Annotated in this window: 14 protein-coding genes; 8 read left to right on the top strand and 6 right to left on the bottom strand. The window is 69.9% G+C overall.

All coding sequences use genetic code 11. The annotated features are described in order from the left end of the window. Positions 1 to 604 precede the first annotated feature (604 nt). The 3 genes from H4W31_RS31500 (at position 605) to H4W31_RS31490 (ending at position 3,812) form a co-directional block, all read left to right on the top strand. Positions 605 to 2,107, top strand: a complete 1,503-nt coding sequence (locus H4W31_RS31500; protein WP_192769950.1) for an FAD-binding oxidoreductase — start codon at positions 605 to 607, stop codon at positions 2,105 to 2,107. 161 nt (positions 2,108 to 2,268) lie between these two features. Next, positions 2,269 to 2,769, top strand: coding sequence for a SigE family RNA polymerase sigma factor (locus H4W31_RS31495; RefSeq protein WP_192769949.1), 501 nt, complete (start codon positions 2,269 to 2,271; stop codon positions 2,767 to 2,769). Continuing rightward, positions 2,766 to 3,812 (top strand): hypothetical protein, encoded by a 1,047-nt coding sequence (locus H4W31_RS31490; RefSeq protein ID WP_192769948.1) that lies wholly within the window; start codon positions 2,766 to 2,768, stop codon positions 3,810 to 3,812. Before H4W31_RS31495 ends, H4W31_RS31490 begins: the two co-directional genes overlap by 4 nt. Positions 3,813 to 3,932: 120 nt before the next feature. Here the strand turns inward: H4W31_RS31490 and H4W31_RS31485 are convergent, their stop codons facing one another. Next, a complete protein-coding gene (locus H4W31_RS31485; protein WP_225945768.1) occupies positions 3,933 to 4,205 on the bottom strand; it encodes a hypothetical protein in 273 nt (90 codons plus the stop codon). 768 nt (positions 4,206 to 4,973) lie between these two features. On the opposite strand from H4W31_RS31485, the gene H4W31_RS31480 reads away from it, so the two are divergent. The 5 genes from H4W31_RS31480 (at position 4,974) to H4W31_RS31460 (ending at position 8,631) form a co-directional block, all read left to right on the top strand. Continuing rightward, a complete protein-coding gene (locus tag H4W31_RS31480; RefSeq protein ID WP_192769946.1) occupies positions 4,974 to 5,270 on the top strand; it encodes a DUF1540 domain-containing protein in 297 nt (98 codons plus the stop codon). A gap of 113 nt (positions 5,271 to 5,383) precedes the next feature. Beyond that, positions 5,384 to 6,163, top strand: a complete 780-nt coding sequence (locus H4W31_RS31475; RefSeq protein WP_192769945.1) for a DUF2470 domain-containing protein — start codon at positions 5,384 to 5,386, stop codon at positions 6,161 to 6,163. Positions 6,164 to 6,333: 170 nt separating this feature from the next. After that, a complete protein-coding gene (locus H4W31_RS31470; RefSeq protein ID WP_192769944.1) occupies positions 6,334 to 7,209 on the top strand; it encodes an oxidoreductase in 876 nt (291 codons plus the stop codon). Between the two features lie 93 nt (positions 7,210 to 7,302). Beyond that, positions 7,303 to 8,004, top strand: coding sequence for a VOC family protein (locus H4W31_RS31465; RefSeq protein WP_192769943.1), 702 nt, complete (start codon positions 7,303 to 7,305; stop codon positions 8,002 to 8,004). Positions 8,005 to 8,103: 99 nt separating this feature from the next. Then, positions 8,104 to 8,631: an SDR family NAD(P)-dependent oxidoreductase gene (locus tag H4W31_RS31460; RefSeq protein WP_192769942.1), complete on the top strand. Its 528-nt coding sequence runs from the start codon at positions 8,104 to 8,106 to the stop codon at positions 8,629 to 8,631. Here H4W31_RS31460 and H4W31_RS31455 read toward each other — a convergent pair. The 5 genes from H4W31_RS31455 to H4W31_RS31435 all read right to left on the bottom strand — a co-directional run bounded on the left by H4W31_RS31455 (position 8,603) and on the right by H4W31_RS31435 (position 14,219). Continuing rightward, a complete protein-coding gene (locus H4W31_RS31455) occupies positions 8,603 to 8,992 on the bottom strand; it encodes a TetR/AcrR family transcriptional regulator (RefSeq protein WP_192769941.1) in 390 nt (129 codons plus the stop codon). The genes H4W31_RS31460 and H4W31_RS31455 overlap by 29 nt on opposite strands. Before the next feature lie 59 nt (positions 8,993 to 9,051). Beyond that, positions 9,052 to 9,936: a fructosamine kinase family protein gene (locus H4W31_RS31450; RefSeq protein ID WP_318783511.1), complete on the bottom strand. Its 885-nt coding sequence runs from the start codon at positions 9,934 to 9,936 to the stop codon at positions 9,052 to 9,054. A gap of 10 nt (positions 9,937 to 9,946) precedes the next feature. Next, entirely contained in the window at positions 9,947 to 10,300 is a 354-nt protein-coding gene (locus H4W31_RS31445) for a hypothetical protein (RefSeq protein WP_192769940.1), read from the bottom strand. A gap of 93 nt (positions 10,301 to 10,393) precedes the next feature. Then, entirely contained in the window at positions 10,394 to 12,484 is a 2,091-nt protein-coding gene (locus H4W31_RS31440; RefSeq protein WP_192769939.1) for a S9 family peptidase, read from the bottom strand. Positions 12,485 to 12,647: 163 nt separating this feature from the next. Further along, positions 12,648 to 14,219 (bottom strand): helix-turn-helix domain-containing protein, encoded by a 1,572-nt coding sequence (locus tag H4W31_RS31435; RefSeq protein ID WP_318783510.1) that lies wholly within the window; start codon positions 14,217 to 14,219, stop codon positions 12,648 to 12,650. Positions 14,220 to 14,526: the final 307 nt, after the last annotated feature.

Below are 14,526 nucleotides of genomic sequence, written 5' to 3'. Positions count from 1 at the left end.
GCATCTGTGGCGCCATTGCTCGCTCCACCAACAATTCGGTCGCCATCGCTCTGCTCGCCCCGTTTGAGCATGGGCCCGAATGCTCAGAACTACGCGTTCAAGGTGTGAGTATTGCGCCCCGTTCCGTAACGCGTCGTAAGCTATCACGGGCGCAGGGCATCGACAATATTGCCTCCGTCCCTACCCACCGTGGTCGGCCATTCGTCGCGCGGATGTGACGGTTGAATATGATCATGTAGTTCCGGCCTGGCCGAAGTGGAGCATGGTGACCGCCGCGACGATCTTGCAGATTCGTCGCAGGTCCACGAGGACTTTGCGGGCGCACTGTTGGGGCCCGACTGGCGTGTGCGGCGCCCGGATGGCGTCCCGCGTCGAACAGGCGTCCTGCCCCGCCGGGGAACGACCGGCTCGGAGGCGCGGTACGGCGGTCCAACGCCTGATGGGTCCCCGTGAAGGCGGGCCAGCGTCACTCGACCGGGTTCCGGGACGGGTTTCCAGATATCCGAAGAAGCCTCCGGTATTACCGTGAATTCGCGCGCGCCAGGTGGAGGGCAGCTGCTCTCCTGGTCGAATGCGGGCGTAACCCGATCGAGAGGCTACGACCATGCCCGACCTTTCTCGTCGCGACCTGCTCAGGGCGACGGCCGCAGTTGGCGCCGGAGCGCTCGTTGTCCCGGGCATCATCGCCGTAGGCAGCCAGGGCGTCGCGGCCAATGACGGCCCGGGCTCGTCCCTCGGCGTGGAGAGCCCGCCGGCTGAGCTGACCGGCCGCATCGTCCGTCCGGGGGACCCCGACTATCCGAGTGCGAGCCTCGGTTGGGACGAGCTTTTCGTACGCTATCCGCTGGTCATCGTCTTCGCCCAGGAGACCCGGGACGTGGTCAACGCCCTCACCTGGGCGCGGCAGCACAACGTCGCACTGCGGGTACGCAGCGGCCGGCACAGCCTTGAGGGCTGGTCGAACGTCGACAACGGCATCGTGATCGACGTCAGCGAGCTGAAGTCGGCCCAGATCGACACCGCCACTCTCACCGCGACAGTCGGCGCCGGCCTCAACCAGTTGGAGGCGGTGACCACGCTCGCAGAGCAGGAGCTGGCGGTCACGACGGGAACGGAGGGAAGCGTGGGTCTGTCCGGTGCGACCCTCGGCGGCGGTTTTGGCTTCCTCACCCGCTACCTCGGCATGGCGTGCGACAACCTGATCGGGGCGGAGATCGTCGTCGCATCGGGTGCCGACGGTGCCGAGGCGATCGAGGTGGACCCGAGAAACCACCCGGATCTGCTCTGGGCGCTCCGTGGAGCGGGCAACGGCAACTTCGGGATCGTCACCTCACTCACCTACCACGTGACGCCACTACGAGGAGTCGCCTACCTGCAAGCGACCTGGGAAGGCCTTGACGACCTGCACGGCGTCTTCGACACATGGCAGCGCAGCGCACCGTTCGCCGACAACCGCCTCGGCACCCAGCTTGAGATCCACAAATCCCAGATCCTGCTGTTCGGTGTCCTCGCCGACGGCTCGGAGGCAGAGGCGAGGGAACTGCTGGAATCGATCCTGTCGGTCGGCAGTCCCGAGGTCACGGTGCAGACCGGGGGATGGGGCGACATCTACGCCGGATTCCAGATACCGACTGAGGAGGAGCCGGCGAACTGGAAGTTCTTCTCGCAGTTCACCACCGAGCCGTTCCCCACGGAGGCGATCAACCTGATCCGGGCGTACATGGCGGACGCCCCCTCGGAGGACAGCAACTTCTTCACCCAGGCCTTCGGCACGGGTGCCCACGCGGCCGAACCCCGCGGCGGCTCGGCGTTCCCGCACCGCGAGGTGCTCTTCTACTCCGAGCCCGGTACCGGCTGGGGCACCCGAGGAGTGCCGGACAGCGGCGACGCCACCACCCCGATCGCCCAGGCATGGATCGCCGAGTTCAGCCAGGCACTGCGGCCGTACGTGAACGGCGCCTACGCCAACGTGCCGAACATCGGGATGCAGGATTGGGAGACCGCCTACTGGGGGGCCAACTTCGACCGGCTGCGCAGGATCAAGGCGAAGTACGACCCGCAGAACATCTTCCAGTACGAGCAGAGCATCCCGCCCGCAGCATGCTGACCCAGGCCTTCCGACCAGCGCCGTCAGCCTGAACCTGATCCGAGTTGAGGCCGATCGGTTCGGACGCCGTCGCGTCTGGCGGAACAGTGGCCGCCGGCTGTCAACAGGCCCCCGGGCCCGGGGCGTCTCTCTCGGTGACGCGAACGATGAGGGGGCGCCGTGTGACATTCGACGAGTTTGTGACCACGAGAGGACCGAGCCTTGTCCGTCTGGCCCGGTTGCTGGCCGGTGATCGGCACCGGGCTGAGGATCTGGTCCAGGATGTCCTGGCCCGTGCGTACGTCCACTGGCGGCGGATATCCGCAGGCGGCCGGCAGGACGCGTACGTACGGCAGATGCTGGTCAACGCGAATCGCTCGTGGTGGCGGCTGGCAAGGAACCACGAGATGCCGTACGGCGACTCGACCCGTGAGGAGACGGTGGGTAGCTCGGACTCCAGGGTGGTCGAACGGGACCGGCTGTGGCGAATGGTGCTGACCCTGCCCCACCGGCAACGGGCCGTGCTGGTGCTGCGGTACTACGAGGATCTCGATGACGCCGCGATCGCGGAGATCCTTGGCTGCTCGCTTCCCACGGTCCGTACCCACGCCATGCGCGCACTTGCCAAACTCCGCGACCTCAACGTCCAGGAGCTGGCCAAGGAGATGGGAGGAGCACGATGAACATCGAAGACGAACTGCGCCAGAGCATGGCCATCCAGGCCGAGGGTCTGGTCGACGTCGCGCCTCTCCTGACCGGGGCGACGAGCCGGGGCGTGACGCTGCGGCGGCGTCGCCGCGCGGCGGTGACACTCGTCGTGGTGGCGGTGCTCGGCGTCGGAGTCGGTGGACCGGTGGCGGTCTGGGCCACATCGGCAGGGACGGGTCAGGGCATCGACCAGGCCGGGACCGACGGGCAGGGGCCGGCGGCGGTGCCGATGCCACCGTCCGTCCCGGGCAGACCCACGGTCCAGGACGACCCGAGCGTGCTCGGCAGCGATCCGACGCTCCTGCACCTGTCGGTCGAGGGCCCACCGCCCGGGCTGCCCACCATCCAGACGGAGTCACCGACCGGCAACCCTTCTTTGCCGGCTGGCTGGGCCAGCATGCTCGGCTCGGAGTACCTGAGGCTCGGCAGCCCGGTCGCGGTGGACTTCTGGGCCGGCGCCATGGCGCTCGAACAGACGCGCGGCTATACCCGGCAGGGTGAGGTCACCGTCAACGACAAACCGGCCCAGTACCACGTCCACGCGGTGCAGCAGTTGATCCTCTGGCAACCCGTGACCGGCGTCTGGGTCGCGGCCCGGGGCATCAACGGGACCAGCAAGGAGGCGCTCATCGCCGCGGCATCCAGCCTCCGGTTCGATCGGGTCAGCTCATGCGCGGTACGGTTCGCGACCGCTGCCGCGCCGCCCACGGCCGTGTTGTCCCGTTGTGACACGAACATGACCGCGGAGGGCCTCGCGACTGGTGGTCGGCTGGTCTACAGCAGGGCCGACGGCTCGCTCCTGGACATCCGGGACCGGGGCGCGGACCCGGCCGGCGAAGTCCCGAACGCCACCGTGGCGGGGCATCCCGCGCACTGGCGGACCGGAGATGTCCAAGGCGTCAAGGGCGACATCCTCACCGTCGACATCCCTGGCGGTCGCAACGTCTTCGTCCTCCTCACCGGGAGTTTCACCCGCGCCGAGGCCGAGGCGTTCGTGGCGGGGCTGACCTGGCCCTAGCCTGCAACCACTGCGGGGGGCCGGCCGCTGGTCGGCCCCCCGCGGCGGCCGGAGGCGGTGTCCATCGCAGCGGGGCGCGGCGCGGTGGGCGCGGGCGGTTCAGCAGATGGGTCGGCCCGCTCACGGTTGTCGCACCTTGTCCAGGCTTCGGGGCCGGGGCACTCCGTCGATCGCGGTGCAGATCCCATAGACGCGGGCGTAGTTCGTCCAGCCGTTGACGCGTCCCCGGTTGTTGCTGATCTGCACCCGGCCGGTGCTGGCGTTGAGCGCGGAAATGAGATGCAGGTAGGTGGTTCCCGCGACCCGCGCCAGGACGATGTCTCCGACCTCCAGTTTGGTCGGGTCGACCGGAGCAACGGTCACCAGTTGGCGGCTGCGGATCAGTGGGACCATGGATGACCCGCTCGGGCGGAACTCGACCACGCGCCCTTGAGTGACTCCCGCAGCGTACGCGTCCAGGGCTCCCATCGACCTGAGCTTCCCGCATACGTCGGCGGCGGCGCTACTGGATTCCTCCGGCTGAGGCAGGCGGATCGAGCAGATCGCCGGCCCGGGGGACCACGACGACCCGCGCTGGCGGGCGGAGTTCCACCGACCAGGGTGAGCATCGGTACCGACCCCGGCTCTGTGCTCCTGCCGGTTCGCCGCCCCGTTCCCTGCGGCAGCCTCGACCGTGAGATCACGGACGAGAGGGCGCGCTACCCGCGCGTGCCGGGCAGGCCGGCCGCGCGGGCGTTGTCCGCACACGCCTGGCCGGCGCGTACGGATGACGACGAGGGCACCGCCTCATCGCACACCGCACACCGCACACCGCACACCGCACACCGCACACCGCACACCGCACACCGCACACCGCACACCGCACACCGCACACCGTTGCGGATTGCCGCCGCGAGGATGCGCTCCGAATGCGATCGCAAAGGGTAGCCTTGCCTTTCCGAAAGGTCAGAACAAAGCGCAGCCTTACCTTCTGACCGGCGTGCCGAGGCGCATTCCCAGATAATTTCATGGCTATCCGCATTGCCCACTTGAGCAGGCAAGATGCCACCGTAGGCCCTCTTGCGTGACCCGGGGAAACGCGCGGCCGGACGATTTTCTGGTTATTCTTTGACTTGATCGCACCTCGGTCGGTCAAGGTGGGAAACAGTGAGCGGAGGAACCATGAAGACCCTTTTGCAGATGCCTGCCGTGCGCGAATGCGCCGCCACCACGTGCAGCTTCAACGACGGTGGGTGTCACGCGCCGGCCGTGACCGTCGCAGCGGCCGGCGGAGCCGCGTCCTGCGCGACGTTCGTCGAGTCGTCGGTGCGCGGGGGTATCGCGGAGATCACCGGCAGCGTCGGCGCGTGCGCCCGCACCGACTGCGTACACAACACCAACCTGGCCTGCACGGCGCCGTCCGTCCAGGTCGGCCCGGGTGCCACGGTCAGCGACTGCCTGACCTACCAGCCGGCCTGACCTGGTCGCTGCGGCAAGGCCACCGGCCTCCCTGCGCCACGGTCGCTTGAATAAGGCAAGCCTTACCTATTAGGGTAGGCTCGCCTCAAGTTGACCGTGCCGGAAGGAGGCCGATGGTGGCATCCGAACCCGACCGGTCGTCGGCGAGAACCGACGATCGGCCGTCACCCGACGCGGTCGAGGTCCGCTCCGCCCTCGTGACCTGCACCTCGCTGCGGTTGGAGGTGGCCGGCACCGCCGCCGACCTGATCGACGCACACGCCGTCCTCCCCGACGGCACGGTCGTCGTGGCCGTTGACGCGATGAATCCGCTCGGCGGGCTGCTCGTCGCCGCCCGCGGCGCGGATGGCGCCGTCCGGCTCGATGTCACGCACCTGGTGCCGGTGCCGGTGCGCGCGCGGGTCCGGGCGTGGCTGACCGTGACCGGCAAGGTCCGCCGGTTCGACCCGGCCGTCCTCGACTCGTGCGACGACGACGCCGTTACGGCACTGCTCGGCCTGCCGCCGGTGGCCCTGTGGGCGGTCGAGCCCGACAGCGTGCACGTCGAACGGCACGGGGTCGCCGTCGAGGTACCAGTCGAGGACTACCGTGCGGCGCGCCCCGACCCGGTCGCCGCCGTCGAGGCGGCGCACCTGGCCCGCTTGGTCCGGCACCATCGGCACGTCGTGCACCGATTCGCCGCGCTGGTGGACCCGGCCCTGACCGCCTCCGGCGCCCGGTTGGTGCCGGTGGCCGTCGACGCCGACGGGCTGACCCTGCGGGCGGAGACTCCGCACCGGCACCACGACATCCGCCTACCATTCGGCGTTCGGGTGACCGACGAGGCCGCGCTCGACCGCGAACTGTGCCGGCTGCTGCCGGGCGTGGACGTCCGCCGGTACGAAGAAGCATGAGCGTCCGCTCCTGCCGCCGAGCGGACGTGCGGTAAGGCAGGGATCCCGTCACGGGTCGTAGCCGGGCGGCCCAGTTTCCTACCCACAATTAACGTAACAGGGACCCTGGCGTGGCACTATCGGGCAGACGAACGACTGTGCAGGTCAGCGGTCATGGCTATGTTCGTCCGATGCCAACTCCTGAGATCAGTGCGGCTTCGGCGGGTACCTGGACACTCGGCGACCTGACCGTCAACCGGATCGGATTCGGCGCGATGCGACTGACGGGCGCCGCCGCCTTCCGTCCCGGTACGCCAACCGACCGTGACAGGGTGATCGGGGTGCTACGCCGTGCGGTGGAGCTGGGCGTGAACCACATCGACACCGCGGCGTTCTACTTCTCCCCGCGGCGCTCGGCCAACGAGCTGATCAACCGGGCGCTGGCGCCGTACCCCGACGATCTGGTCATCACCACGAAGGTCGGTCCCGGCCGCGATCCGTCCGGTGGCTGGCTGCCACTGGCCCGACCCGATCAGCTGCGGGGCCAGGTCGAGGAGAATCTGCGCCAACTCGGCCGCGACCACCTGGACGTGGTGAACCTGCGCCAACACGACCTCGACTCGATCGCCGAGCACTTCGGTGCGCTTGCCGAGCTGCGCGACGCCGGCCTGATCCGGCATCTGGGCATCTCCAATGTCCGTCCGCGACATCTCGCCCAGGCCCAGGCGATCGCCCCCGTCGTCTGCGTGCAGAACGCGTACGGCATCGATAGGCGCACCAGCGAGACGACCCTGCGCACGTGTGGTGAACGGGGCATCGCGTTCGTACCCTTCTTCGCGATCGCCGGTGACGGGCGTGAGGCCGGCGGCGTCGCCGACAACGACGCGGTCCTCGCCATCGCACGTGCGCACGGCGTCACACCCGCGCAGATCCGGATCGCCTGGACGTTGAGTCGCGGGCCGCACGTGTTGGCCATTCCGGGTACCGGCAACCCGGATCACCTGGTCGAGAACGTGGTAGCCGGGGCGCTCCGCCTGTTCGCGGACGAACTGGCCAGCCTCGAATAGCGCCACCCCGCACGCGGGCAGCATCACCGAGGACACCTCCGGCCCGGCCAAAATGCCTTGGCGTCGTTCCGGCTCCGTGTCTACTGTGCGGTGATGCTCCCACGACTGCTGACGGTTACCTTCGATGCGCGGGACCCGGCTCGTCTGGCGCGGTTCTGGGCCGGCGTGCTCGGTCGGGAGGTCGTCGAGGACGCCGCCGGTGCGTTTCTGCCCGGCGGGGACACCCAGCTCGGCCTCCGGTTCGTCCCGAGCCGCACGGAGAAGGTGGGGCTGAACCGCATGCACCTTCACCTGACCAGCGCCGGCCGCGACCAGCGGCAGATAGTGGCGACGGCGCTGGGGCTCGGCGCCAGCCACCTCGACGTAGGGCAGCGCCCGGAGGAGGGGCACATCGTCCTGGCCGACCCGGAGGGCAACGAGTTCTGCGTGATCGAGCCGGACAACTCCTTCCTCGCCGGCTGCGGCCTGCTCGGCGAGCTTACCTGTGACGGTACCCGGGAGGTCGGCCTCTTCTGGAGCGAGGCGATGGGCTGGCCGCTGGTGTGGGACCAGGACGAGGAGACCGCGATCCAGTCACCGCACGGCGGGACAAAGGTCGCGTGGGGCGGCCCGCCGCTGGCTCCGAAAGAGGCGACAAACCGGCAGCGGTTCGACCTCGCCCCGGCCGGTGGCGCCCAGCAGGCGGAGGTCGACCGGCTGGTCTCGCTCGGGGCCACTCGGCTCGAGGTCGGCGACGACGGTGCCGTCGTGCTGGCCGATCCGGACGGCAACGAGTTCTGGGTGCGAGCGCACTGACCACGGCGGCCCGGTCGGGTCGGGGCGGCCTGCCGCCGGACCGCCTCCCTCCGGGTGGGCCGCCGGGCACGGCGGACCGGGGCGCCGTGGGTGTCCTGGATGCCGACCGTCACACGGAGCAGCGCGGGCCTGGGCGCGACGGGCCCGTTCGCCGGGGCCGCCACCGGGACCGTGCATGACCAGGTCGCCGTCAACGTCGCCGCGCTGACCGAGCTGACCCGGGTGATGCTTCCCGACCTGCTCGCCGCGGGCGACGGGGCCATCGCCAGCATCGTCGGCTATCAGCCTGCCCCGGGCATGGCGGTGTACGCGGCCAGCAAGGCGTACGTGCTCAGCTTCACCGAGGCACTCGCCCACGAACTGCGACACACGCCGCTACGGGTGCTGGCGCTGTCACCGGGCTCGACGCGTACGGAGTTCTACGCCACCTCCGCCACCAGCGAGAAGGGGGTGCGGTTCCAGACGCCGCGCGAGGTGGTGGAGACCGGCCTGCGCGCGCTCGACGCCTCCCGTACCCCGAGCCGGGTCGTCTCGGGCACCAGGAATCGACTCAACCTCGCGGTGCTGCGCCGACTCCCGCGACGAGCCGCCCTGACCATCATGGCCAACGCGTCGCGGCCGACCTGAGGTTCGCGGGCCGTCGGAGAGCACCGGGGTCGGCCTGGGACCGGCGGACAAGCCGGGTCAGGTCAGGACCTGCTGCCGAGGACGTGCCGCGCCCGCGCCAGGGATCGGGATCCGCCAGTGCGTCGTCCATGAGCGAGGCGCAGGCCGCGAACTGATCGGCGAAGGCCTCGATGATGAGCGACTCCTTCGTGGGGAAGCGGCGGTAGAGGGTCGCGACCGCGCCCCCGGCGCGCCGGGCGATCGCGGTCATCGGTAGGTCGAGTCCCCGCTCGGCGAGCAGCTTCCGGGCAGTCTCGACGATGCCATCGCGGTTCTGTAACGCGTCGGTGCGCCCTCCCAGCAGTCCCGAGTCGTCGCGCATATCGTCCAGTCCGGAGTCATGACTCGTGCGGTAGCCACGGTCACCCGTCGGGCCTCTGGTCAGGTTCGTGTCCGGAATGGGGCAAGGGTGGCACGGACCTGTTCGCCCGCGCCCCAGTCGTCGTCGAACTGGGCCAGCACGGCGAGGTGTTGTCGCAGCTGGACAATCGGCATTCGGGTCCGCCAGTCGCTGTCGAGGCAGGTCAGCTCCGCATAGACCTCGAAGAACCGTTGCGCCTCGGGCGGGGGCGAGGTGGACCACACATGGGCGAGGTCCACCTCGGCCCACGTATAGGAGACCGCCGGGTCGATCAGCGCGGGCTGACCGTCCGGCGTGGCCAGGATGTTCTGTGCCCACAGGTCGCCGTGTGTCAGGCATGCCGGCCGGTCCGGCAGCAGGTCGGGCAGCCGGTGACACAGCCGCTCCAGCGCCGCCCGGTCTCCACGGTCGAGTACCGCCTCAACGCGGGGCTGCCCGAGCCATCGAAGCAGCCGGTGCTGTGCGAAGAAGGCAAAGCCGTCGTCATCCCAGGTGTTGGTCTGCCGGCGGCGGCCCAGCCAGTTGTCGCGGTGCCATCCGAAGCGGGGATGGGTCGTGCCCATGTGCAGGCGGGCGAGCATGTGCGCGAACTGCTCCCAGAAGCTCTCGCTGCGCGGCCTCGGCCTCAGCACCGACAACACAAGCAGTTCCCGGTCCGCCAGGATCACCTCGGGTGTCGCCACGCCGCCGAGCTCGCGTAGGGCGGCCAGCCCTTCGGCCTCCGTGACGAAGACGTCGTCGGCCGGCGCCTCGGCGAAGGCCTTGACGAACACCGACGGCGCGTCCCGACGGGTGGCTATGCCCGCGAGCGCCGCGATCCCACCCGTCACCGGCTCCACCGTGACGACCTCGCGCATCCCAGCCCGGAGCATGCACTCCAGCAGAAACGTTGCCGAGCGCAGCACGACGGGCCTGCTACCCGACACGGGTACTCGGCGGGGTCCCTGCGGTCCGCGGCGGCCCGGTACGTCGGCGCACCGCGAACGGCACGAAGACCATTCCCACTACCAGGGCGATCAGGGCGGCACCCCACCACGCCAGCGCGGGGATCAGCAGGAGTGCAAGGAACGCGAGGGGTACGACGATCAGGGAATCCAGGACGACGTGGTCAGCCGACCACCGGCGTAGCCGGGAGGGGGACAGCGCACCAAGGCTCAGCACCGACCCGTAGACCAGGAGGGCGAGGACCCCGAACACCGGTCCTCTGCGGCCGGTCACCGTCGACGCCATCACGGCGGTGAGGACCACGGCACTGGCGATCCGCACCACCCTCCAGATGGCAGCGTTTCGTGACGATCGTCTGTCACGGCGGGACATGGCAACGAGCATGCCAGAAAGCGAGTGTGCCGTGTACCGCTGTCCTCACTCGCCGGGTATCCGCGCGGTCGCGTCACCGCCCAGCGCCGTACGGAGGAATTGAACCTGTGCTTCCAGAAGGTGGGCGGCGACGTCCTCGCCGACCATGTGGGTGCCGGACGGTAGTGGCAGCACGTTGTGTGGCCGGCCGGCGGCCAGTAACTTCGCGGAGAGCCGCAGCATGTGTGCCGGATGGACGTTGTCGTCCAACAGTCCGTGGATCAGCAGCAGCGGGCGCCGCAGTTCGGGGGCGTAACGCATCAGTGAGTTCCGGTCGTACGCCTCCGGGTTGTCATCGGGGTGGCCGAGGAAGCGCTCCTGCCAGTGGGTGTCGTAGAGGCGTTGGTCTACGACCGCGGCACCAGCGATCGCGGCGTGGAAGACATCGGGGCGGCGCAGGACGGCGAGTGCCGCAAGGTAGCCGCCGTAGGACCAGCCGCGGATTCCGACGCGGGTCAGGTCCAGCTCGGGGTGCCGTCGTGCCGCCTCGCGCAGGCCGTCGACCTGATCGTCCAGCGGAGCGGTGCCGCGGTTTCCGTGCACCAGACGTTCCCAGCGCGGCCCGCGGCCCGGGGTGCCGCGTCCGTCGACGATCACCACGGCGAAGCCCTGGTCGGCGAACCACTGCGGAGTCAGGAACATCGACTGCGCGGCGAGCACCCGCTGGGCTGCCGGCCCACCGTACGGGTCCATCAGCACGGGAAGTGGGCCGTCGTCAGGCCGGTAGCCGGTGGGCAGGAGCACAGCGGTACGCAGCCGGAGCGAACCGGCCTCGAACAGGTCGACCCGAGGGGTCAGCGGCGGCGTTCGCGCGTCGCTGGTGAGCCGGGCCGGAGATCCGTCGGCGGGTCGCACACTGATCTGCGCGTCCGGGCTGTCCAGGCTGCGGCTTACGAGGACGGTCGTACCGCCGGCCCGGTGCCCGCTGTGTACACCGGCAGTCGTCAACTGGGACAGCCCGGCGCCAGCTGACCAGGTCCACACCTGCCGCTCGGTCGGGTCGGTCGAGCCGGCGAACAGCACGGTGTTCCCGTCGACGTCGAGAACCTCGTGCACTTGCAGGCCGGACGGCGTGACCGGCTCGCCGTCGACGAGTAGGTGCCGGGTGTCCTCGATGTCGGCGGTCCAGACCAGAGCGCCGTCGGTGGTACGGGCTGGTACGCCGGGCACCAGAGATACCCAGGCTGGATCCGTCTGTTCGTGTTCGACCCGGCTGGCGCCGGTGTCCGGATCGACGCGCAGCACCCGTACACAGGTCTGGGCCCGATTCTGTACGGCGATGGTCAGACCGTTGCGGTCCCAGCTCACGGCGGCGAGGTACTCGAACTCACTCCGGTCCCAGTCGACGTCGACCCGACTCCCGTCGATGCCGAGAACGATCAGACTGACATCGGCGTTGGCGGTACCTGCGGCCGGGTATCGCATGGTCAGCGGAGCGGCGGTGGGATCGGCGAGGTCGGCGACGTGCCACTCCTGTACGCGACTCTCATCCACCCTCGCCGCGACCAGGCGCTGACCGTCGGGGGCCCACCACCAGCCCCGCCGACGGTGCATCGACTCGGCGGCAACGTGCTCGGCGAGTCCGTAACCGACCTGCGTTGCCTCCGGCACGGCCAGCGTTCGCACGTCAGCACCTTCGACGTCGACGACGTGCAGACCGCCGCCGCTGACATAGCCGATGAGTCGGGCGGTCGGATCCGGCCGAGGATCGACCACGCCACTGGCCGACACCAGAGTCCGGGTAACGCCGGTGGCCGTGTCGAGCACCACCAGCCCACCGCCGAGCGCGACCGCGACAATCGACTGGTCGGCCCCGCAACTGTATTCGGTGATTCCGCCACCGAGCTGGCGGGCACGCTCGCGGCGACGGCGCTCAGCCGCGGGCAGGTCACTGTCGTCGAGAGCCAGCTCGCGTGGGTCCAACAGCAGCCGCTCGCGTCGTGCCGCCACGTCGTACGCCCACAGGCATGCGACAGGATCGTCGCCGGCACGCGTGCGGGTGAACAGCACCTGACGACCGTCCCCACGGATCTGGAACCGCTGAGGAAGACCAAGGGTGAAGTTGCGGGTACGAGCCCGTAACTGAGGGAAGCTCACGGATGATCCTTCGCCGTAGAAGCCGGGCCCGCAGCATAGATCGACGACGGCAGCATACCGAGAATGCGCCGAGCCGAACGAACCACCGGCGCGAGCCGGTGCCCTTCCCGGTTCGGCGGGCCGGAGACCCGCCGCCCAGCTCGGCTAGCGGGGGCGGTCGCGGTCAGGCCGTGATCTGTAGGCGCTCGGCCAAGCCACGGAGTTCCGTGCCGCCGGCGCGGCGGTTCGAGCGGTCCAGCAGGGCCCGGGTGGTCTCGTGGGCCAGGGCCGAGGTGTGTACGTGCTGGGGCGCCACCCGTTCAGCGGTGAGCAGGAAGCGGATCGCCTCACGGTCCCGGCCACGCAGTCGGGTCAGGGCCCGCGCGGTGTCGGCGTAGTAGAACACCTGCCGGAAGCCGACCGGGATGGCCGCCGGGTTCGTGGCCCGGGCGATCTGTGCGGCCTGGCCCGGATCGCCGCCGTCCGCCTCGATACCGATCTGCCAGATGGCGACGTTGGTCGGACCGAAGTACAGCCCCATCGTGGAGGTCTCGCCGGTGCGGCCGGCCAGCTCGGCTGCCTCGGCCGACCAGGCCCGGCTGTCGTCCAGGCGTCCCCGGCCGCGGCTGGCCAGCGCGCAGATCAGCAGTAACGAGCCGCGCACCTCGCCGACGCCTGCCTGGCCGGTGTGCCCGCGCAACTCGTCCACTGCCCGTTCGGCCAGAGCGAGTCCCCGCTGGTAGGAGCCGCAGGCGGCGGCCGCGGAGGCACGCGCGTAGGCGGCGTATCCCCGAAGCGTCACGTCGTCGGTGGCCTCGGCTGCGTCCCGGCAGCGCTCGGCGCCCAGCCACGCGTCGGCCGGGCGGCCGAGATTGCGCAGTACCGACGAGGCGATGAACGTGACGTCGCAGAGCAACCGCAACGCGACTGCGCGGTCCGGGCCGGCGGTCTCCGCGTGCAGGTCACGCAGCAGGTTCGGCATGAGGCGGGCGGCACCGGCGTAATCGCACGCCTGCCGCAACGTGTCGACCAGTGCGACCGTACGAGCCAGCTCGGTGACCGAGGTCGAGGGCCGGGCGCCCGGTTCGGACAGGTCGGTGTCGACCAGAGCCTGCCGGATGGCGTGTACCTCGGCGTGCGCGGCCACCACGTCCCGATCAGCCGCCGGTACCGGTACACCGGTCAGCTCCGCCGGCGCGCAGTCCAGCGCCGCCGCGATGTCGGCCAGCGTGAAGCGGTTGTCGGCAGCCTGCCTGCCCCGCTCGATCCGGCTCCAGGTGGCGTGCGAGATGCCGGCGCGGCTGGCGGCGTACCGGATGCTCCAGCTACGAAGCAGGCGGCGTGCCCGGATGCGCTCGCCGATGCCGGGGTCACCGCTCGGTCGTGGCGTCATGACCGGACGGTATCCCGCTCGCCCGCCGGTTGTGGTACATGCCCGTACCACCAGCCGGCCGGCGCTCCGGCCGACTACAGAGGTTGAAAGGTCGACGCCTGCCTCGCCGGGACGGCTGACGTTGCTGCGGGCCGGCTGGCCGCCCGGAACCGGCTGCCGCAGCGACTCGTTGCTGGGCAGCCGTTCCGTGACGAGAAGCCAGGCGGCGCCGACCACGTGCCCGTCGATCTCGGCGACGAACGGCAGGTGCGTCTCCGCGTGGGCGGCCACCCAACCCGCGTACGCCCTGAGCTTGTCTCCGTCGATGCCGCGTAGCTCAGCGAGCACCGCCACGTCCGCCATGCCGGCCCTGCGCACGATCACTTGGCGCAGTCTAGGCGAGCCCGACGCGTCGGTAGGAACGACGTCCATGACGGCCTGGCCGAGGCACCACCCGGGTATTTCCGGAATCGCGTCACCAGGATCGAGTGGCGAGACGTAATCGCCGCGCTCGACAACCGCCGCGAGTATCCCTGCCGCTAACAGTGCGCGCCCGTCTAGCCAGGCAAGGTGATTACGTAGATAAGCACCTTGGTGGGGCGAGGCCGTTCGTCAGAAAGCTGGAAAGCCCGAATTGCGATTGCCTCATTCGGCTTGGCTTCTTCTGTCGCCGTCCGGGTGAGGGTGCTCG

It is taken from the genome of Plantactinospora soyae, assembly GCF_014874095.1.
GTDB classification, from domain to species: Bacteria; Actinomycetota; Actinomycetes; order Mycobacteriales; family Micromonosporaceae; genus Plantactinospora; species Plantactinospora soyae.
Note: the sequence above shows the minus strand (reverse complement) of the source record. Positions and strands in the feature narration are given on the sequence as shown.